Raw genomic sequence first — 16,958 nt, 5'->3', positions numbered from 1 at the left:
GGGAGTCGAATTTTTACCCAGCCGTCACACGCATCGAAGCCCAGCTCGCGGGGCTAATCTGGCGGGATGGCTTCGGGCACGCCGCTGTACATGTCGATCGCCGCGGACGTCCGCGACCGAATCGCCACCGAGCAGTTGGGGCCGCATACCCTGCTGCCGTCCGAGCGTGAACTGGCCGAACAGCACGGCGTCAGCCGAATGACCGCCCGCCAGGCGCTGTCCCTGTTGGAAAGTGAAGGGTCGGTGTACCGGAAGCCGCCGCGGGGCACCTTCGTCGCTGAACCGCGCGTCCGGTTCCACGTCGGCAGCTTCTCCGAGGAGGTGGCGCGCATGGGCCGGCGGCCGGCCGCCAAGCTGTTGTGGGCCGAACACCAGCCCGCCAAACCTGCCGTGCGGCGTGCCCTGGACCTCGCCGACGGAGCCGCGGTGCACGTGTTCTACCGGCTGCGCAGCGTCGATGACGTGCCGTTCGCTCTCGAGACCACGTATCTTCCGGCCGACCTCACGCCGGGAATCCTGGAAGAGCCCGACGACGGGTCGTTGTGGGCGCTGCTGCGTTCCCGCTACGGCATCGACCTGGCGCGATCGACCGCGGTCCTCGAATCCATCGTGCTCGACGACGCGTCGAGCATGCAGCTGGGAGTGCGGGCCGGGTCGGCGGGGACGTTGCTGACCCGCAGCACCCGCGACTCCTCGGGTCGGTGCGTGGAGTACGCCCGCGACATCTACCGCGCCGACCGCGCGGCCTTCGAGGTCTCCGAGGAACTCGGCGCGCACCGCCTCTCATCGGTCTGAGGCTCGAGTTTCGGTCCCGTAAGCTCGCTATTCGTGCAAGCGCGACGGCGGCTCGGGGTGATGGGCGGAACGTTCGACCCCATCCATCACGGGCACCTGGTCGCCGCCAGCGAGGTGGCCAACCTGTTCAGCCTCGACGAGGTGGTGTTCGTCCCCACCGGACAGCCGTGGCAGAAGCGCAGCAGAGTCGTCACCCCCGCCGAGGACCGCTACTTGATGACCGTCGTGGCTACCGCATCGAACCCGATGTTCTCGGTCAGCCGGGTCGACATCGACCGCGGCGGACCCACCTACACCAAGGACACCCTGCGGGATCTGCGGGCGCTGAACCCTGACGCAGACCTCTACTTCATCACCGGCGCCGACGCGTTGGCGTCGATCCTGTCCTGGCAGAACTGGGAGGAGATGTTCTCGATCGCCCGGTTCGTCGGGGTCAGCAGACCCGGCTACGAACTGGACGGGAAACACATCTCGGCGGCCATGGCCGAACTGCCCGCCGACGCCCTGCATCTGGTCGAGGTGCCCGCGCTGGCCATCTCCTCGACCGACTGCCGCGAGCGCGCCGAAGCCTCGCGGCCGATCTGGTACCTGGTGCCCGACGGTGTCGTGCAGTACGTCGCCAAAAGACACCTCTACCAAGCACAGCCGCACTGAAGGAGACGTTCCTGACCGCCTCACCAGAAGCCATTCACATGGCCGAGACCGCCGCGCGTGCGGCGGCGGCCAAACTCGCCGACGACGTCGTCGTCATCGACGTGTCCGAGCAGCTCGTCATCACCGACTGCTTCGTGATCGCGTCGGCATCCAACGAGCGCCAGGTCAACGCGATCGTCGACGAGGTCGAGGAGAAGATGCGACAGGCCGGGTACAAACCGGCGCGCCGCGAGGGCACCCGCGAGGGCCGCTGGACACTGCTCGACTACGTCGACGTGGTGGTGCACATCCAGCATCAGGACGAGCGCAACTTCTACGCCCTTGACCGGTTGTGGCGGGACTGCCCGCTCGTGCCGGTCGATCTCTCCGGAGACGACGCGTGACGGTGCGCAAGCTCGTCATGCTGCGGCACGGGCAGACCGACTTCAATGCCGGCAGCCGTATGCAGGGCCAGCTCGACACCGACCTGTCGGACCTGGGCCGCGACCAGGCCACGGTCGCGGCCGAAGCGTTGGCCAAACGTCAGCCCCTGCTGATCGTGTCGTCCGATCTGCGGCGCGCACTCGACACCGCGGTCGCCCTGGGTGATCGGAGCGGCCAGCCGGTGTCCGTCGACGCCCGGCTGCGCGAGACGCACCTCGGCGACTGGCAGGGAATGACCCACCTCGAGGTCGACGAGGTCGCCCCGGGTGCGCGGCTGGCGTGGCGTGACGACGCGCGCTGGGCTCCGCACGGCGGGGAGAGCCGGGTCGACGTCGCCGACCGGAGCCTGCCGCTGGTGCGCGAACTGGTTGCCGGGCAACCGGAGTGGGGCGCCGACGGCGCGGATCGGCCGGTGGTCCTCGTGGCCCACGGTGGGTTGATCGCCGCGCTGACCGCCGCGCTGCTGGACCTGCCCGTCGACAACTGGCCCGTCCTCGGCGGCCTGGGCAATGCGAGCTGGGTCCAGCTGGCGGGCCACACCCGGAGCGGCGGAGATCCCGCCAGCCTGGCCGACATCCGGTGGCGACTCGACGTGTGGAACGCTTCGGCGCAGGTCGCAGGCGATGTCCTCTGACCCTGGGGCTCATCGCACCACTCTGCTCGTCTTCTGCGATTCGCTGTCCTACTACGGCCCGACCGGAGGGCTACCCGCCGACGATCCTCGCATCTGGCCGAATCTCGTTGCTGCCCAACTCGACTGGGATGTCGAGATCATCGGGCGGATCGGGTGGACCAGCCGCGACGTGTGGTGGGCCGCGACGCAGGACCCACGCTCATGGGCGGCGCTGCCCCGTGCCGGCGCCGTCGTCTTCGCGACGTCGGGCATGGATTCTCTACCGTCGGTGCTGCCCACCGCGCTGCGGGAACTCATCCGCTATGCGCGCCCCCCGCGGCTGAGGCGCTGGGTGCGCGACGGCTACAGCTGGCTGCAGCCCCGGCTGTCACCGATCGCGCGGTCCGCGCTGCCCCCGCATCTGACCGTCGAATACCTCGAGATGACGCGTGCCGCCATCGATTTCAACCGGCCCGGGATACCCGTGGTGGCCTCCCTGCCATCGGTGCACACCGCGGCGTCCTACGGCAACGCCCACCACGGCAGGCCCGGCACCGTCGCCGCGCTCACCCGCTGGGCCGGCGAGCACGGGGTGCCGCTCGTCGACCTCAAAGCCGCTGTGGCAGACGAGGTCATGAGCGGTCGGGGCAACCCCGACGGCATCCACTGGAACTTCGAGGCGCATGTGGCGGTCGCCGACCTAATGCTCAAGGGCCTGGCGGAAGCCGGTGTCCCGATACCTGATTCGCGCGGCTGACGATGGCGGTGGTGGTGGTCAGCGACTCCTCGGCGCGCCTGGGGGACGCGGCGGGGCGATGGGGCATCCGCGAGGTGCCGCTGCACGTCCTCGTCGACGGAGCCGATCTGCGCGACGGCATCGACGACGTCCCACATGACGTCCACGACCGGCCCAAGGTCACGACGGCCGGCGCCGCGCCGGCCGAACTGGCGGAGCACTATCGCCGGGCGCTCGCCGACAGCGACGGCGACGGTGTGGTCGCAGTGCACCTCTCGGCTGCACTCTCGAGCACCTACAGCGCTGCGGTGACGGCCGCACGTGAGTTCGGTTCGGCCGTGCGCGTGGTCAATTCGCGGTCTGCGGCGATGGGCACCGGATTCGTCGCCGGCGAAGCGGCGCGGTGCGCGGCCCACGGTGGCGATCTCGACGCGGTCGCCGAGGCGGCCCGCGCGGCCCGCGACCGCACCCATGTGTTCCTCGTCGTACACCGGCTCGACAACCTCCGCCGCAGCGGACGCATCGGCACCGCCTCGTCGTGGCTGGGCACCGCGCTGTCGCTCAAACCGCTTCTGAAACTGGACGTCGACGGCCGGCTCGTGCTGGACCAGCGCATCCGCACCGTGAGCAAAGCACATGCGGCGCTGGTGGATCGGGTGGCCGACGTCGTCGCCACGAGACCCGCCGACGTCGTGGTGCATCACGTCGACAATCACGACGGCGCCGACCAACTCGGTGCGGCGCTCACGGCTCGGCTTCCGCAGTTGTCCTCGTTGACCGTCGAGGACATGGGGCCGGTGCTGTCGGTCCACGTCGGCGGGGGGAGCGGTCGGGGTGGCCGTGCAGGTCAGCCCACGAAGCGCCCCGTGATCGGCGGCAGGTCGGCCAGCGTCACGATCCCTGGCGGCGCGGCCACCACCGCGGGCACCGCGTTGGTCACCGGTAGCGCGGTGTAGATCATGCCCAGGCCCATGAAGCCGGGCTCGGTCCAGTTTTTCGGGGGAAGGCAGTGCACCACGGTGCGCATGTTGGGCACCCCGAACACCTGCACGACGTGGCCGTGCTCCAGTGGCTTCGGCGGCGTGACGTGGTCACCCATGACCCAGTTGAAGCCGACGCTGACGACATTGCGCTCACCGACCCAGCCGCGGTGATATCCCATCACCCCGCCGACGGTGCCCTCCGGGATCGTCATGAAGCCCAAATCGGTGTCCCCGGTCGCGGCGGTGAACGTCACGTCGAAGGTCATCCGGTCCAGCGTCGCGCCGATGGCGTCGGCCATCATGGCTGCCGACTCGGCGAACACCTCGCTCTCGCGGCGCACGCTCTCGGCCAGTCCGGGAGTGTCGGGCGGCTGCGAGAACCCCATCGCGGTCTGCGTGCCTGCGGATTCGTAGGTCGAGCAGTCCACCGACTCGGTGATGCGGATCTCGTCGACCCGCTCGCAGGAGCCGCTGAGCACCATGCCGACCAGATTCGACATCCCCGGATGGGCGCCGCTGCCGAAGATCGTGGAATTGCCTGTCGCGCAGGCATTCCGAATGCGGTCCAGATCCGCGGGTGACTGCTTGCCCCCGGTGATCCACGCGGCCGACGAGCACACGTTGACACCGGATTCGAGCAACCGGACCAGCTCGTCGATGCTCGGCCACAGCGGGTTGTAGCAGCAGGCATCGGGCCGCAGCGCGACGAGCGCTTCGATGTCGTCCGTCGCGGTGATGCCGGTCGGCTCGGGCCAGCCGGCAAGCTCGGCGGCGTCGACACCCACCTTGTCCGCGCCGTGCGCGTAGACGCCGACGAGCTCCATGTCGTCGCGCCCGATGATCGCGTGCAGAGACCGACGGCCGATGTTGCCGGTGGTCCACTGGATGACCCGCAGGGGCTTGTCCGTCGGCATGGCGTCAACCTACCGCCTCTATGGTGGCTGGATGGGTGAGTCGACGCGGGTCGCCGTGGTGACAGGCGCCAGCCGGGGAGCCGGGCAGGGCATCGCCTCGGCGCTGGCTGTCCGCGGGTGGCGGGTGTACGGGACCGGCCGCGGCATCGATCCCGCGCCGGACTGGGGCGTCGGGGTGCGGGTGGATCACCGCGACGACGACGCCGTCGGCGAGTTCTTCGGCGCGGTGGCGCGCGACGAGGGACGGCTGGACCTGCTGGTCAACAACGCCGCCGCGATCTCCGACGATCTGGTGGGGCCGGAACCGTTCTGGCGCAAGCCCCGTGCGCTGGCCGAAGTGCTCGATGTCGGACTGCGATCGTCCTACGTGGCCGCCTGGTATGCCGCGCCGCTGCTCGTCGAGCGAGGCCGCGGGCTGATCGCGTTCACGTCCTCGCCCGGAGCGGTGTGCTACATGCACGGCCCCGCCTACGGCGCGCAGAAAGCCGGCACCGACAAGATGGCCGCCGACATGGCGGTCGATTTCGCCGGCACCGGGGTCGCGACCGTGTCGATCTGGATGGGGATCCTGCTCACCGAGAAGATGCGCCGAGCGTTCGACGGCGATCCCGGCGCGCTCGCCGGCTTCGCCGCCCACGCCGAAACTCCGGAGTTCACCGGACATCTCATCGACGCACTGTACGGCGATCCTGAGCTGTTCCAGCGCAGCGGTCGCACCGTGATCGGCGCCGAGCTGGCGCGCGAGTACGGGATCACCGATGCCGACGGCCGTGTCCCGCCGTCGCACCGGGACATGCTGGGCGCGCCACGTGAACCCAGCACGGTGATCGTCAGGGGCTGATCAAGGGCCACAGACCCTGGGGGCCGGCGTGCTTGGCTGCCGCCAGAGCCATGTCGGTGAGCCGATCGTCCCAGTGTCTCGTGGAGCCGAACTCAGAGCGCCACGCCAGTGCCGCCCGGGTGTGATGGTGCAGACGGTGCTCGATGGTGGTGCCTATCGCCCCGTGCACCTGGTGGGCGTTGCGGACCACCACCGACGTGGCGTGCCCGGCGCACGAACGGGCCGCCGCGACAAGGAATTCCAGATGCGGTGCCGTCCAGTCGGTGGCCGAGGCCACCGACAGGGCCGCTTCGGTGGCCGACCGGGCCAGCGCTGCCTCACAGGCGATGTCGGAGATCAGGTGCTGGACGGCTTGGAACTTCGCCAGCGGCCGACCGAACTGCATACGGGTCGTCGCGTGCTCGACCGACGACTCCAGCGCGCTGTCCAGCGCTGCGCAGATCTGCACGGCGCGCACGAGCGCGCCTTTGAGGCGCAGCGTGTCGATGAGGTCCCCGGATACCGCGACACCGGAGTGGGTCGCGGTGTCGACGTCGACGGTGTCGCGAGGCTCACCGATCATATTGGCGCCGGCCGTGATCGACACGTCGGCGGAGTCGACATCGGCGACCCGATACCCGTCGTCGTCGGCCCAGACCGCCACGATGCGCTGGGCGTTCGACGCCCACGGCACGGCCGTGGCGCGGCCGTGGCCATCGAGCAGTGCGACGGTGCGCGGCCGGGAATCGACCGCGACACCGACGGCGTCGAGGAGCCAGCAGGCCAGCAGATCGTGCTCGGCCAACGGGATTCGAGCGGTGTGGCGTACCGCGGCGGACAGCAGTTCGGCGGCCTCGGGCCATCCGGCGCCGCTACCGCCGGAGGCCTCCGACCCGGTGAGGCGCACCAGGCCCAGAGCGTCGAGGCGATCCCACAGATCGGTGTCACCGCTGTGCTCGGCGAACACGGCCGCCATCATGTCGGTCAACGCGGCGTCGACCTCGGACACGCTCATCGCAGCCCCAATCCGCGGGCGATCACGCCGCGCAAGACCTCGTTGGTGCCGCCCCGGATGGTGAAGCCGGGCCGCTGGTCCACCGCGGCATCGGCGAGCGCGGTGAAACCCACACTGTGTTCGCTTGCCAGATGGCCGAATTCGGCGATGTCACCTTCGGTGGTGGTGCCCAGCACCTTGACCACCGCCGCGGGTACGTCCGGCGATTCACCGCGCTGCAGTGCGCCGGCCACCGCGGAGGACATCTGGTGGAGACCGGCGATCCGGCCCACCAGCCTGCCCAGCTCGGCGTCGCGCGGTATCTCGTCGTCACTCATCGCCGCAGCCATCGCGTCGAGCAGCATGAACGTCGAGAGCACCCGTTCGGGCCCGCTGCGCTCGAACGCCAGCTCCGAGGTGACCTGCTGCCAACCGGCGCCGATCTCGCCGAACACCATGTCGTCGGGAACGAAGGTGCCGTCGAGGATCACCTCGTTGAAGTGGTGGGCGCCGTTCATCGACGTGATGGGCCGGATCTGCACGTCCGCGCCGCGCAGATCCACGATGAACTGGCTCAGCCCGGCGTGGCGGTGGGCGGGATCGACCGGCGTGGTGCGCACCAACGCGATGAACGCGTGGGCCAGATGCGCACCCGAGGTCCACACCTTGGTCCCGGTGAGCCGCCACCCGCCCTCGACCCGCTCTGCCCGGGTCCGCACACTCGCCAGATCCGAACCGGAATCGGGCTCGCTCATGCCGATCCCGAAAAAGCATTCGCCGGCAACGATTCTCGGCAGAAAGTGCGCCCTCTGCGCCTCGGTACCGTATTTGAGCAGCGAGGGCACGATCTGCCTGTCGGCGATCCAGTGGGCAGCGACCGGAGCGCCCGCCGCCAGCAGTTCCTCCGTCACGACGAAGCGCTCGAGGAACGTACGCCCCGGCCCCCCGTAGTCGACGGGCACCGTCATGCCGAGCCAGCCGCGGGCGGCGAGCGCCGCGGTGAACGCCTCGTCCCAGCCGGACAGCCAGACGTCGACCGAGGGAGTGAACGTCCCCGCGGCTCGCTGCTCGGCGAGGAAGTCGCGGACCTCGGCGCGCAGCTTCTCGGTGCTCGAGTGGTCGCCGCCGAACTGCGGCACCAGGCGGGGAAGTGCCATCACTCTCCTACGGGTTCTCGGACGTCGCCGTCTGTGGTGGCCGTGGCGTCGTCGGTGGCGGCCTTGGTGGAGGTGGCAGCCTCGGGGGCAGTGGGTGCGTCGTCAACGGCCGGCCGGGACAGCGCGAACCCGAGTCCGGCGACGAAGACCACCGACAGCAGACCGCCGAAATAGTGGTTCATCGGGCCGCCCGGGGAGATGAAGCTGCCGGAAGGCCCGATCACCGTGATGGTCTCGATCAGCTGCTCCACGGTGAACACCGCGGCGACGATCCCGAGCCATCGGGGAAGCCGGCCTTCGTTGGCGTGCATCAGGATCGGCGCGGCCACCAGGATGTTGGCGATGGTGGTCACCGGCAGCCACATGGCGCCGACGTCCTCGATCGCGCGTGCGGTGGCGACAGCGGTCTGGCCCGGGCGCAGCGAGAGGCCGCCGGCGAACCAGACGGCGACACTGAGCTGGGCAACCAGCAGGGTCGAGCCGATCGTGAACAGGTGCGCGGGTGGACCGCTGAGCCGGTCGCGTGCGAAGGCCAGGACGACGGCAAGCGCGAGAGCGGCGAAGGTCAGCAGCAGGGCCTGCATCCGGGTGACGCCGGGATCGGCGCCGGGCAGGGCGTGGAGGCCGACGACGGCCGTGGCGTAGAGCACCGCGAACGCTGCGCCGGCGATCATCGGGGCTCGACCGTTCATTGGCGGCCATGCTATCCCGCTGTCCCCAGAGCCGAGTTCATCCACAGGTGCGCCCGCTCGGCGCGGCGCATCGCCGACCTCGTCGGCCGGCGTGCCTACCGTCGCGGTATGTCGACCGAACTGCCTGCCGAGCGGCTCCGGCGGCGCCTGGGTTCCGACGTCACGCAGGACGCCGCGGAACCCGACGACGACGACGCTGACACCGCGCTGTCGCGGTGGTTGCCCGAGCAGAACGGGGACCGGGGCCTCGCATGGCTGTCGCGCGTGCGGGCCGACCCGGGCCGCGCCGGGGTCGTCGCACTCGGCATCGTCGGTCTGGTCGCGGTGCTGGTCACGGTCGTCAGCCTGCTGCGCGATCAACCCCCCGCGGTGGTGTCGGCCAAGCTGCCGCCGGTCGAGATGGCGGCCTCCGGCGCTCCCGCCCCGGTCACCACCACTGCAGCGGCGGGGCCGGTCGTGGTCAGTGTCGTCGGCTTGGTACACCAACCCGGTCTGGTCACGCTGGAGCCGGGAGCACGGATCGCCGATGCGCTCGAGGCCGCGGGAGGCGCGCTCGACGGCGCCGACGTGCTCGGACTGAACATGGCGCGCAAAGTCGCCGACGGAGAACAGATCGTCGTCGGCATCGATGCACCCCCCGGACAACCCGCAGAGATGGGCAGCTCGGTGGTGTCCGACTCGACCGAAACACCGGGTTCATCGGCGCCACCGGGTGCGCCGCCGGGCGAGGGGAGCACGAAGGGCGCCGTCGATCTGAACACCGCGACCGCCGAGCAGCTCGACGCGCTGCCGGGCGTGGGCCCGGTGACGGCCGCGGCGATCGTGGCGTGGCGCGACGCGCACGGCCGCTTCGGCAGTGTCGATCAGCTCGGTGACGTGGACGGGATCGGTCCGGCGCGGTTGGACAAGCTGCGTGCGCTCGTGAGGGCGGGATGACAGATGTGCGGCTGATGCCTGCCGCGCTGACCGCGTGGGCGGTGACGGCCGCGGGGATCGCGTGGGGGTACGCGGCCGCGGGTGCCGCCGTGCTGTGCGGTGTCGCCGGGACCCTGGCTGCGGGATGGTGGGCGAGCCGGCGCCGTGGCGACGCCGCGCGGGCCGACCGGAAACCGGTGCTGGTTGCCGCGGTCGCGGTGGCTCTGGTCGGCAGCGGCTTCGCGATCGCGGTGTGTCTGCGTGTCGACGCGGTGCGGCATCACCTGGTGACGACGCGCCTCGGTTCGGTCGCCGAGGTGGTGGTCACGCCCGACGAGACACCGCGAGCGCTCGAAGGCGGCCGGACGATGTTCCGGGGGTCACTTGCGCGCCTGGACGGCGCCCCGTCGTCGGGGGCGGTGCTCGTGTTCGCCTCCGGTGCCGACTACGCGGCGCTGCAGGCGGGCCGACCCGCCGGGTTCCGCGCTCGGGTCAGCCGCCCCAGCCGCCGCGATCTCACGGTCGCCGTCCTGTCGGCGACCGGGCGGCCCCGCCTCGGTGACGCGGCGCCGGTGTATCGCCTCGCGCACCGGATTCGCGCCGGGTTCGCCGACGCGGTCCGCCTCGTTCTTCCGGTGGACCAGGCGGCGCTGCTGCCGGCGCTGGTGCTCGGGGACACCTCGACGGTGCCGGCACAGACCGCCAAGGATTTCCGGGTGGCCGGGCTGACTCATCTGATGGCCGTGTCCGGCGCGAACATCACGATCGTGTGCGGGGCGATGCTCTTCAGTGCCGCGCTGCTGGGGCCCAGGATCGCCGTCGTGCTGGCCGCGGTCACCCTGGCCGGCTTCGTCGTCGTGGTGCAACCGTCGGCGAGTGTGCTGCGGGCGGCGGTGATGGGAGCGATCACGCTGCTGGCCGTGCTCACCCACCGGCAGCGGCAAGCGCTGCCGGCACTGGGGGCCGCGGTCATCGTGCTGATGATCGCCACGCCTGCGCTCGCCGTGGACGTCGGCTTCGCGCTGTCGGTGTCGGCCACCGCCGGGCTGATCGTCGTCGCACCGGTGTGGTCGCGGCGGCTGACCCACCGCGGCTGGCCTCGCCCGCTGGCTGACGCGGTCAGCGTGGCGCTCGCCGCCCAGCTGGTCACAGCACCCCTCGTGGCAGGGGTTTCGGGGTCGGTGAGCCTCGTCGCGGTGCTCGCCAATCTGGTCGTGGCGCCTGTCATCCCGCCGATCACACTGATCGGGACGGCCGCCGCCGCGCTGTGCCCGCTCTGGCCGGCAGGTGCGCAACTGCTCATCCGGTTCACCGGTCCCGAGGTGTGGTGGTTGGCGAGTGTGGCCCGCTGGGCGGCCGCGGTGCCTGCGGCGGCGCTGCCGGTGCCGTCGGGACTCGCGGGGGTTGCGGTGGTCGCGGTGGCGTCCTGCACCGTTGCGGCGGTGTGGCATTGGGGCCTGTCGGGGCGGCGTGGCACCATCGTCCGGTGAGCACCGGCCTGCACCTGATCCTCGGTGACGAGGAGTTGCTCGTCGAACGCGCTGTCGCCGCTGTCCTGGCGCACGCCCGGGCATCGGCGGGCACAACCGACGTCCCGGTCGACCGCCTTCGGGCCGGTGAGGTCAGCGTCAGTGAGATCGCCGAGTTGCTCAGCCCGTCGCTGTTCGCCGACGAGCGCGTGGTGGTCCTCGACGCGGCTGCGGAGGCGGGCAAGGACGCGGTGGCCCTGATCGAAGAGGCCGCCGCCGACCTCCCCGAGGGCACGCTGCTGGTGGTCGTGCACTCCGGCGGCGGGCGGGCCAAAGCGCTCGCCGATCGGCTCAAGAAGCTGGGCGCCGAGGTCCACCCGTGCGCGCGGATCACGAAGGCCGCCGAACGCGTCGACTTCGTCCGCAAGGAGTTCCGCGCGCTGCGCACCAAGGTCTCCGACGACACCGTGACCGTGCTGATCGATGCCATCGGCTCGGATCTGCGTGAGCTGGCCTCCGCGTGCTCGCAGCTGGTGGCCGACACCGCCGGCGTGGTCGACGCCGCGGCCGTCCGCCGCTATCACTCTGGAAAAGCCGAGGTCAAGGGTTTCGACATCGCCGACAAAGCGGTCGTCGGCGACGTGGCCGGGGCGGCGGAAGCGCTGCGCTGGGCGATGATGGCCGGCGAACCACACGTCGTGCTGGCCGACGCGCTCGCCGAGGCGGTACACACGATCGCCAGGGTGGCGCCGCTCTCAGGCGATCCGTACCGGCTTGCCGGTGAACTGGGCATGCCGCCGTGGCGCGTGCAGAAAGCCCAGAAGCAGGCCCGGCGATGGTCGCGGGATTCGGTGGCCGAGGCGCTGCGCGTGGTGGCAGCTCTCAACGCCGATGTCAAAGGCGCGGCGGCAGATGCCGACTACGCGCTGGAGAGCGCGGTGCGCTCAGTGGCCTCGCTGGCCAGCGACTGACGCGCTGGGTCAGATCTTGTTGAGCGCCTTGGCCAGCGCCGACTTGCGGTTGGCGGCCTGATTCTTGTGGATGACGCCCTTGCTGGCTGCCTTGTCGAGCTTGCGGCTGGTGGTGACCAGCAACTCGCCGGCCTTCTCCTTGTCGCCGGACTCGACGGCTTCCCGGAATCCGCGGACCGCCGTGTGAAGCGACGACTTCACCGACTTGTTGCGCAGTCTGCGGCGCTCGTTGGTGCGGATGCGCTTTTCCTGCGACTTGATGTTGGCCACGCGTGTAATCCTTCGGCAATCTCGACGGGTTGGGATGAGTCTGTGGGGCGCCCGCGGGGGCAGCGACTGCTCAGGTTAGCAGCGAGCGAGTACATCACCCAAAACGGAGGCCACTGGCCTGCCGAAACGACGGAAATGCTGCAGCATGGCAAGGTGCGTGTCTGGAGCGCACGCATCGAGCACGTCCGCGCACGGGAGGAGCAGGAGAGCTTTGCCGACAGAAACTGCACGGACCACACGCACCACCAAGCCGACCCGACGGCACGAAGGCATTTTCGGGGGATACAACAAGCTCGGTACGTACGCCCAGGCGTTCGACGAGATGTTCGACGCCAACGGCAACGTGCGCGGCCCCTACAAGGGCATCCACAAAGAGCTGGGCCCCGCCGACGTCGCCGACCTCGAGGCCCGCTCCGACGCGCTGGGCCGCGCCTTCATCGACCAGGGCATCACGTTCTCGCTGTCCGGGCAGGAGCGACCGTTCCCGCTCGATCTCGTCCCGCGCGTCATCTCGGCGGCGGAGTGGACCCGGCTCGAGCGCGGCATCCGCCAGCGGGTGCAGGCCCTGGAGATGTATCTCGACGACATCTACGGCGAGCAGGAGATCCTGCGCGACGGGGTGATCCCGCGCCGGCTGGTCACGTCCTGCGAGCACTTCCACCGCGAGGCTGTCGGCATCACCCCGCCGAACGGGGTGCGTATCCACGTCGCCGGCATCGACCTGATCCGTGACGCTCAGGGGACCTGGCGCGTTCTCGAGGACAACCTTCGCTCGCCGTCGGGGGTGTCCTACGTCATGGAGAACCGCCGCACGATGGCGCGCGTGTTCCCGAACCTGTTCGCCACCCACCGGGTGCGCGCCGTCGGTGACTACTCCTCCCATCTCCTGCGCGCACTGCGCAACGCCGCGGCCAACAACGTCGCCGATCCGACCGTCGTCGTCCTCACCCCGGGGGTCTACAACTCGGCGTACTTCGAGCACTCGCTGCTCGCCCGGCAGATGGGTGTCGAGCTGGTCGAGGGTCGCGATCTGTTCTGCCGCGACAACACCGTGTACATGCGCACCACCGAGGGCGAGCGCCAGGTCGACGTGATCTATCGCCGCATCGACGACGACTTCCTCGATCCGATGCAGTTCAAGCCGGACTCCGTGCTCGGCGTGGCGGGCATCCTGAACGCCGCACGGGCCGGCAACGTGGTGATCTCCAGCGCCGTCGGCAACGGTGTCGGCGACGACAAACTCGTCTACACCTACGTGCCGACGATCATCGAGTACTACCTCGGCGAGAAACCCCTGCTGGCCAACGTCGACACGTACCGCTGCTGGCTCGACGAGGAACGCGAGGAGGTCCTCGACCGCGTCGACGAGCTGGTCATCAAACCCGTCGAGGGCTCAGGCGGTTACGGCATCGTGTTCGGTCCCGACGCCTCACCGAAGGAACTGGCCACGATCACCAGGAAGATCAACGCCGATCCGCGCGGCTGGATCGCCCAGCCGGTGATGCAGCTGTCGACGGTGCCGACGCAGATCGACGACGAGCTCGCACCCCGCCACGTCGACCTGCGCCCCTTCGCCGTCAACGACGGTGACGACGTGTACGTGCTGCCGGGCGGGCTGACCCGCGTGGCGCTGCCCGAGGGCTCGTTGGTCGTGAACTCCAGCCAGGGCGGCGGATCGAAGGACACCTGGGTGTTGGCGTCGCGCACGTCGGTCGCCGATCGCGAACTGGCCGCCGCCGAGGTCGTGCGCTCTCTGCCCAGGGCGGCGCCGGCCGCCAAGAACGGCAGCCGCAACGGCAAGGCGGAATCGAATCACGATCAGCAGCAGCAGCAACAACAGCAGCAGCAGCAGCAGTAGGGGAGGTTGACGATGCTGGCCAGAAATGCCGAATCCCTGTACTGGATAGGGCGTTACGTCGAGCGCGCCGACGACACCGCGCGCATCCTCGACGTCACGGTGCATCAGCTGCTGGAGGATTCCAGCGTCGATCCCGACCAGGCCTCGCGAACCCTGCTGCGGGTGCTGGGCATCGACCCACCCGACGAGGTCCTCGACGTGTGGTCGCTGACCGATGTCGTGGCGTTCAGCAGGGAGACCTACGGCGGCTGCTCGATCGTCGAGGCCATCTCCGCCGCGCGCGAGAATGCCCGTGGCGCACGCGAAGTCACCTCCACAGAGATCTGGGAGTGCCTCAACACCACGTACAACGCACTGGCCGAGCGGGAACGCGCCGCCAAACGGCTCGGGCCCCACGAGTTCCTGTCGTACGTGGAGGGCCGCGCCGCGATGTTCGCGGGGCTGGCCGACTCCACGTTGTCGCGCGACGACGGCTACCGCTTCATGCTGCTGGGACGTGCCCTGGAGCGGGTGGACATGACGGTCCGCCTGCTGTTGTCCCGGGTCGGTGACAGCGCGTCATCGCCGGCGTGGGTCACGCTGCTGCGTTCCGCCGGTGCCCACGACACCTATCTGCGGACCTACCGCGGTGTCCTCGACGCCGGCCGGGTGGTGGAGTTCATGCTGCTGGACAGGCTATTCCCGCGGTCCATCTTCTACTCGCTCCGGCTTGCCGAACACAGCCTCGACGAGCTGATGAACCGTCCGCACGGGCGTCTCGGTGCCACCGCCGAAGCGCAGCGGCTCCTCGGCCGGGCGCGCAGCGAACTGGAGTTCCTGCAGCCCGGTGTGCTGCTCGAATCGCTCGAGCAGCGGCTTGCCTCGCTGCAGACGACGGTCTTCGACGTCGGAGAGTCGTTGGCGCTGCAGTACTTCCACTCTGCGCCCTGGGTGGCGTGGACGGATGCGGGACGCAACGCACTGGTGATCGAAGAAGGGGAGATTTAGGCATGTGGCGGATGCGCGTGGTCCATTCGACGGGCTATGCCTACAAGTCCCCGGTCACCGCGTCGTTCAACGAGGCGCGGCTCACGCCGCGCTCGGACTCGCGGCAGAACGTCATCCTCAACCGCGTCGAGACGGTTCCGGCGACCCGGTCCTACCGCTACGTCGACTACTGGGGCACCGCGGTCACCGCGTTCGACCTGCACGCACCGCACACCGAGCTCGAGGTGACCGCGTCGTCGGTGGTGGAGACGGATCGTCCCGAGGCGCCGGCCGAGAAGGTGTCGTGGGCCGATCTCGTCGGCGAGGCCGTCATCGACCGCTACGACGAGGTTCTCGCGCCCACCCACTACGTGCCGGCCAGCAAGCGCATCGAACGCGTCGGCCGGCGCATCGCCAAGTACCACGAACCCGCGGAGGCGGTGATCGAGGCGGCGCGCTGGGTGCAGGCCGAACTGCAGTACGTACCGGGGACCACCGGGGTGCACACCTCAGGGGTGGACGCGCTGCGCGAAGGCAAGGGAGTGTGCCAGGATTTCGCACATCTGACCCTGATGTTGTTGCGCGGCATGGGTATTCCGTCGCGCTACGTGTCGGGTTACCTGCATCCGCAGCGCGACGCGAAGATCGGCGAGACGATCGACGGGCAGAGCCACGCGTGGATTCAGGCGTGGACCGGCGAGTGGTGGCACTACGACCCCACCAACGACACCGAGATCACCGAGCAGTACATCAGTGTCGGTGTGGGCCGCGACTATTCGGACGTGACACCACTGAAGGGCATCTACTCCGGCGAGGGTTCGACCGATCTGGACGTCATCGTGGAGATCAGCCGGCTGGCTTGACGCACACGCCTGGGTGCACCTCGACCCGGTGCAGGTCGTCGCCGAGTTCGATCTGGCGATCGAACGCCGTCGCTGCCAGTGCGCGCCATTCGTCTTCCTGGCCCGGCACGAGTGCGGGCACGTAGTGCGTCAGGATCAGGATGCCGACTCCGGCCCGCGCCGCGGTCTCGCCCGCCTGCTGCACCGATGAGTGGTAGTCGCAGATGTCGCGGATGCGCTGCACCGGCATCGCGTCGATCAGGTCCTTGCGGATCACGGTGTGCACCAATGCGCCTGCGCCGGAGGCGAGTTCGTCCAGCCCACGGCAGGGCACCGAGTCGCCGGCCAGCACCACCGAGGCGCCGTTGTGCTCGATGCGGAACCCGATGGTCGGTGCGACTGGGCGATGATCGGTCGGACCGACGGCGATCCGCACCCCGTCGCGGCCCCACGCCACGCCGCCGGTGACCTCCTCCACCTCCACCGGCGGTGGCGCGGTCAGGTCCGCGTGGTGGGCGATGCGGTAGCCGATGTCGAACTGCAGTGATTCCAGCGTCTTCTGCACGACCTCGGCAGTGCCGGGCGGGCCGATGATCGGCAGCGGGGTGAGGTCGGGGGCGAAATTGCCCACCCACCGGCTGATCAGTACGTCGCCGAGATCGGTGATGTGGTCGCTGTGCAAGTGGGTGAGCAGCAGCGCCGTGATCGAGTTCGCGCTGACGCCGATCGCCGCGGCGCGCTGCAGAACCCCGCGGCCACAGTCGACCAGGAACGTCTGTCCACCGGCGCGGACCAGTGTCGAGGGCCCCGCGCGGCGCGGATCTGGGATGGGACTACCGGTGCCGAGCAGGGTCACTTCGATCATGGAGCAGGTATACCGCCCGAA

General features: G+C 69.8%; 18 protein-coding genes and 1 pseudogene. 13 read left to right on the top strand and 6 right to left on the bottom strand.

Annotated elements, in window-relative coordinates; all coding sequences use genetic code 11:
• Positions 1 to 66 precede the first annotated feature (66 nt).
• From PGN37_RS23575 to PGN37_RS23550, 6 genes and pseudogenes are all read left to right on the top strand, one after another.
• The gene (locus tag PGN37_RS23575; RefSeq protein ID WP_335333407.1) at positions 67 to 795 is read left to right on the top strand and encodes a GntR family transcriptional regulator; all 729 of its coding nucleotides are present in this window, start codon (positions 67 to 69) and stop codon (positions 793 to 795) included.
• A gap of 33 nt (positions 796 to 828) precedes the next feature.
• Positions 829 to 1,449 (top strand): nicotinate-nucleotide adenylyltransferase, encoded by a 621-nt coding sequence (gene nadD, locus PGN37_RS23570; protein ID WP_335333406.1) that lies wholly within the window; start codon positions 829 to 831, stop codon positions 1,447 to 1,449.
• An 11-nt stretch (positions 1,450 to 1,460) separates the two neighbouring features.
• A complete protein-coding gene (rsfS, locus tag PGN37_RS23565; protein ID WP_335333412.1) occupies positions 1,461 to 1,832 on the top strand; it encodes a ribosome silencing factor in 372 nt (123 codons plus the stop codon).
• Complete coding sequence (gene gpgP / locus PGN37_RS23560; protein WP_335333405.1) at positions 1,829 to 2,506, top strand: glucosyl-3-phosphoglycerate phosphatase; 678 nt, start codon at positions 1,829 to 1,831, stop codon at positions 2,504 to 2,506. Before rsfS ends, gpgP begins: the two co-directional genes overlap by 4 nt.
• Positions 2,496 to 3,242: a diglucosylglycerate octanoyltransferase gene (octT, locus tag PGN37_RS23555; RefSeq protein WP_335333404.1), complete on the top strand. Its 747-nt coding sequence runs from the start codon at positions 2,496 to 2,498 to the stop codon at positions 3,240 to 3,242. Before gpgP ends, octT begins: the two co-directional genes overlap by 11 nt.
• Before the next feature lie 2 nt (positions 3,243 to 3,244).
• Positions 3,245 to 4,091, top strand: a pseudogene (locus tag PGN37_RS23550) (DegV family protein).
• On the opposite strand, the gene PGN37_RS23545 reads toward PGN37_RS23550, so the two are convergent.
• Positions 4,069 to 5,118, bottom strand: coding sequence for an NAD(P)H-dependent amine dehydrogenase family protein (locus PGN37_RS23545; RefSeq protein ID WP_335333403.1), 1,050 nt, complete (start codon positions 5,116 to 5,118; stop codon positions 4,069 to 4,071). The pseudogene PGN37_RS23550 and the gene PGN37_RS23545 overlap by 23 nt on opposite strands.
• Positions 5,119 to 5,149: 31 nt before the next feature.
• Here PGN37_RS23545 and PGN37_RS23540 point away from each other — a divergent pair, with 31 nt between their 5' ends.
• Positions 5,150 to 5,959 carry an SDR family NAD(P)-dependent oxidoreductase gene (locus PGN37_RS23540; protein ID WP_335333402.1) on the top strand — a complete coding sequence of 270 codons (810 nt, stop codon included), beginning with the start codon at positions 5,150 to 5,152 and terminating at the stop codon, positions 5,957 to 5,959.
• On the opposite strand, the gene PGN37_RS23535 is transcribed toward PGN37_RS23540, so the two are convergent.
• From PGN37_RS23535 to PGN37_RS23525, 3 genes are read right to left on the bottom strand one after another with little or no spacing between them, the layout of a single operon-like run.
• On the bottom strand, positions 5,949 to 6,953 hold the full coding sequence (locus PGN37_RS23535; protein WP_335333401.1) for an acyl-CoA dehydrogenase: 1,005 nt from the start codon (positions 6,951 to 6,953) through the stop codon (positions 5,949 to 5,951). The two genes, PGN37_RS23540 and PGN37_RS23535, sit on opposite strands and share 11 nt — an antisense overlap.
• Entirely contained in the window at positions 6,950 to 8,089 is a 1,140-nt protein-coding gene (locus PGN37_RS23530) for an acyl-CoA dehydrogenase family protein (RefSeq protein ID WP_335333400.1), read from the bottom strand. The genes PGN37_RS23535 and PGN37_RS23530 overlap by 4 nt, the downstream gene beginning before the upstream one ends.
• On the bottom strand, positions 8,089 to 8,781 hold the full coding sequence (locus PGN37_RS23525; RefSeq protein WP_335333399.1) for a hypothetical protein: 693 nt from the start codon (positions 8,779 to 8,781) through the stop codon (positions 8,089 to 8,091). The genes PGN37_RS23530 and PGN37_RS23525 overlap by 1 nt, the downstream gene beginning before the upstream one ends.
• A gap of 108 nt (positions 8,782 to 8,889) precedes the next feature.
• On the opposite strand from PGN37_RS23525, the gene PGN37_RS23520 reads away from it, so the two are divergent.
• From PGN37_RS23520 to holA, 3 genes are read left to right on the top strand one after another with little or no spacing between them, the layout of a single operon-like run.
• The gene (locus PGN37_RS23520; protein ID WP_335333398.1) at positions 8,890 to 9,717 is read left to right on the top strand and encodes a ComEA family DNA-binding protein; all 828 of its coding nucleotides are present in this window, start codon (positions 8,890 to 8,892) and stop codon (positions 9,715 to 9,717) included.
• Positions 9,714 to 11,186 carry a ComEC/Rec2 family competence protein gene (locus tag PGN37_RS23515; protein ID WP_335333397.1) on the top strand — a complete coding sequence of 491 codons (1,473 nt, stop codon included), beginning with the start codon at positions 9,714 to 9,716 and terminating at the stop codon, positions 11,184 to 11,186. The genes PGN37_RS23520 and PGN37_RS23515 overlap by 4 nt, the downstream gene beginning before the upstream one ends.
• A gap of 8 nt (positions 11,187 to 11,194) precedes the next feature.
• Positions 11,195 to 12,136: a DNA polymerase III subunit delta gene (gene holA / locus PGN37_RS23510; protein ID WP_335333411.1), complete on the top strand. Its 942-nt coding sequence runs from the start codon at positions 11,195 to 11,197 to the stop codon at positions 12,134 to 12,136.
• 9 nt (positions 12,137 to 12,145) lie between these two features.
• Here the strand turns inward: holA and rpsT are convergent, their stop codons facing one another.
• Positions 12,146 to 12,406 carry a 30S ribosomal protein S20 gene (gene rpsT / locus PGN37_RS23505; protein ID WP_335333396.1) on the bottom strand — a complete coding sequence of 87 codons (261 nt, stop codon included), beginning with the start codon at positions 12,404 to 12,406 and terminating at the stop codon, positions 12,146 to 12,148.
• A 211-nt stretch (positions 12,407 to 12,617) separates the two neighbouring features.
• Between rpsT and PGN37_RS23500 the strand changes: the two genes are divergently transcribed.
• From PGN37_RS23500 to PGN37_RS23490, 3 genes are read left to right on the top strand one after another with little or no spacing between them, the layout of a single operon-like run.
• On the top strand, positions 12,618 to 14,264 hold the full coding sequence (locus tag PGN37_RS23500) for a circularly permuted type 2 ATP-grasp protein (RefSeq protein WP_335333395.1): 1,647 nt from the start codon (positions 12,618 to 12,620) through the stop codon (positions 14,262 to 14,264).
• Positions 14,265 to 14,276: 12 nt separating this feature from the next.
• Positions 14,277 to 15,251, top strand: coding sequence for an alpha-E domain-containing protein (locus PGN37_RS23495; RefSeq protein WP_335333394.1), 975 nt, complete (start codon positions 14,277 to 14,279; stop codon positions 15,249 to 15,251).
• Between the two features lie 2 nt (positions 15,252 to 15,253).
• Positions 15,254 to 16,093, top strand: coding sequence for a transglutaminase family protein (locus tag PGN37_RS23490; RefSeq protein WP_335333393.1), 840 nt, complete (start codon positions 15,254 to 15,256; stop codon positions 16,091 to 16,093).
• Here the strand turns inward: PGN37_RS23490 and PGN37_RS23485 are convergent.
• Positions 16,077 to 16,937, bottom strand: a complete 861-nt coding sequence (locus PGN37_RS23485; RefSeq protein WP_335333392.1) for a ribonuclease Z — start codon at positions 16,935 to 16,937, stop codon at positions 16,077 to 16,079. The genes PGN37_RS23490 and PGN37_RS23485 overlap by 17 nt on opposite strands.
• Positions 16,938 to 16,958: the final 21 nt, after the last annotated feature.

It is taken from the genome of Mycobacterium kyogaense, from assembly GCF_036946525.1.
Classification (GTDB): domain Bacteria; phylum Actinomycetota; class Actinomycetes; order Mycobacteriales; family Mycobacteriaceae; genus Mycobacterium; species Mycobacterium kyogaense_A.
The sequence above is the reverse complement of the archived record's forward strand: the minus strand, read 5'-3'. Positions and strand labels throughout refer to the sequence as shown.

What these genes read in the sequence shown, in the direction of transcription:
- PGN37_RS23525 (WP_335333399.1), bottom strand. Translation starts at nt 8,781, where the DNA reads ATGAACGGTCGAGCCCCGATGATCGCCGGCGCAGCGTTCGCGGTGCTC.
- PGN37_RS23535 (WP_335333401.1), bottom strand. Translation starts at nt 6,953, where the DNA reads ATGAGCGTGTCCGAGGTCGACGCCGCGTTGACCGACATGATGGCGGCC.
- PGN37_RS23490 (WP_335333393.1), top strand. Translation starts at nt 15,254, where the DNA reads ATGTGGCGGATGCGCGTGGTCCATTCGACGGGCTATGCCTACAAGTCC.
- PGN37_RS23575 (WP_335333407.1), top strand. Translation starts at nt 67, where the DNA reads ATGGCTTCGGGCACGCCGCTGTACATGTCGATCGCCGCGGACGTCCGC.
- PGN37_RS23515 (WP_335333397.1), top strand. Translation starts at nt 9,714, where the DNA reads ATGACAGATGTGCGGCTGATGCCTGCCGCGCTGACCGCGTGGGCGGTG.
- octT (WP_335333404.1), top strand. Translation starts at nt 2,496, where the DNA reads ATGTCCTCTGACCCTGGGGCTCATCGCACCACTCTGCTCGTCTTCTGC.
- PGN37_RS23545 (WP_335333403.1), bottom strand. Translation starts at nt 5,118, where the DNA reads ATGCCGACGGACAAGCCCCTGCGGGTCATCCAGTGGACCACCGGCAAC.
- PGN37_RS23520 (WP_335333398.1), top strand. Translation starts at nt 8,890, where the DNA reads ATGTCGACCGAACTGCCTGCCGAGCGGCTCCGGCGGCGCCTGGGTTCC.
- PGN37_RS23530 (WP_335333400.1), bottom strand. Translation starts at nt 8,089, where the DNA reads ATGGCACTTCCCCGCCTGGTGCCGCAGTTCGGCGGCGACCACTCGAGC.
- PGN37_RS23485 (WP_335333392.1), bottom strand. Translation starts at nt 16,937, where the DNA reads ATGATCGAAGTGACCCTGCTCGGCACCGGTAGTCCCATCCCAGATCCG.
- PGN37_RS23495 (WP_335333394.1), top strand. Translation starts at nt 14,277, where the DNA reads ATGCTGGCCAGAAATGCCGAATCCCTGTACTGGATAGGGCGTTACGTC.
- PGN37_RS23540 (WP_335333402.1), top strand. Translation starts at nt 5,150, where the DNA reads ATGGGTGAGTCGACGCGGGTCGCCGTGGTGACAGGCGCCAGCCGGGGA.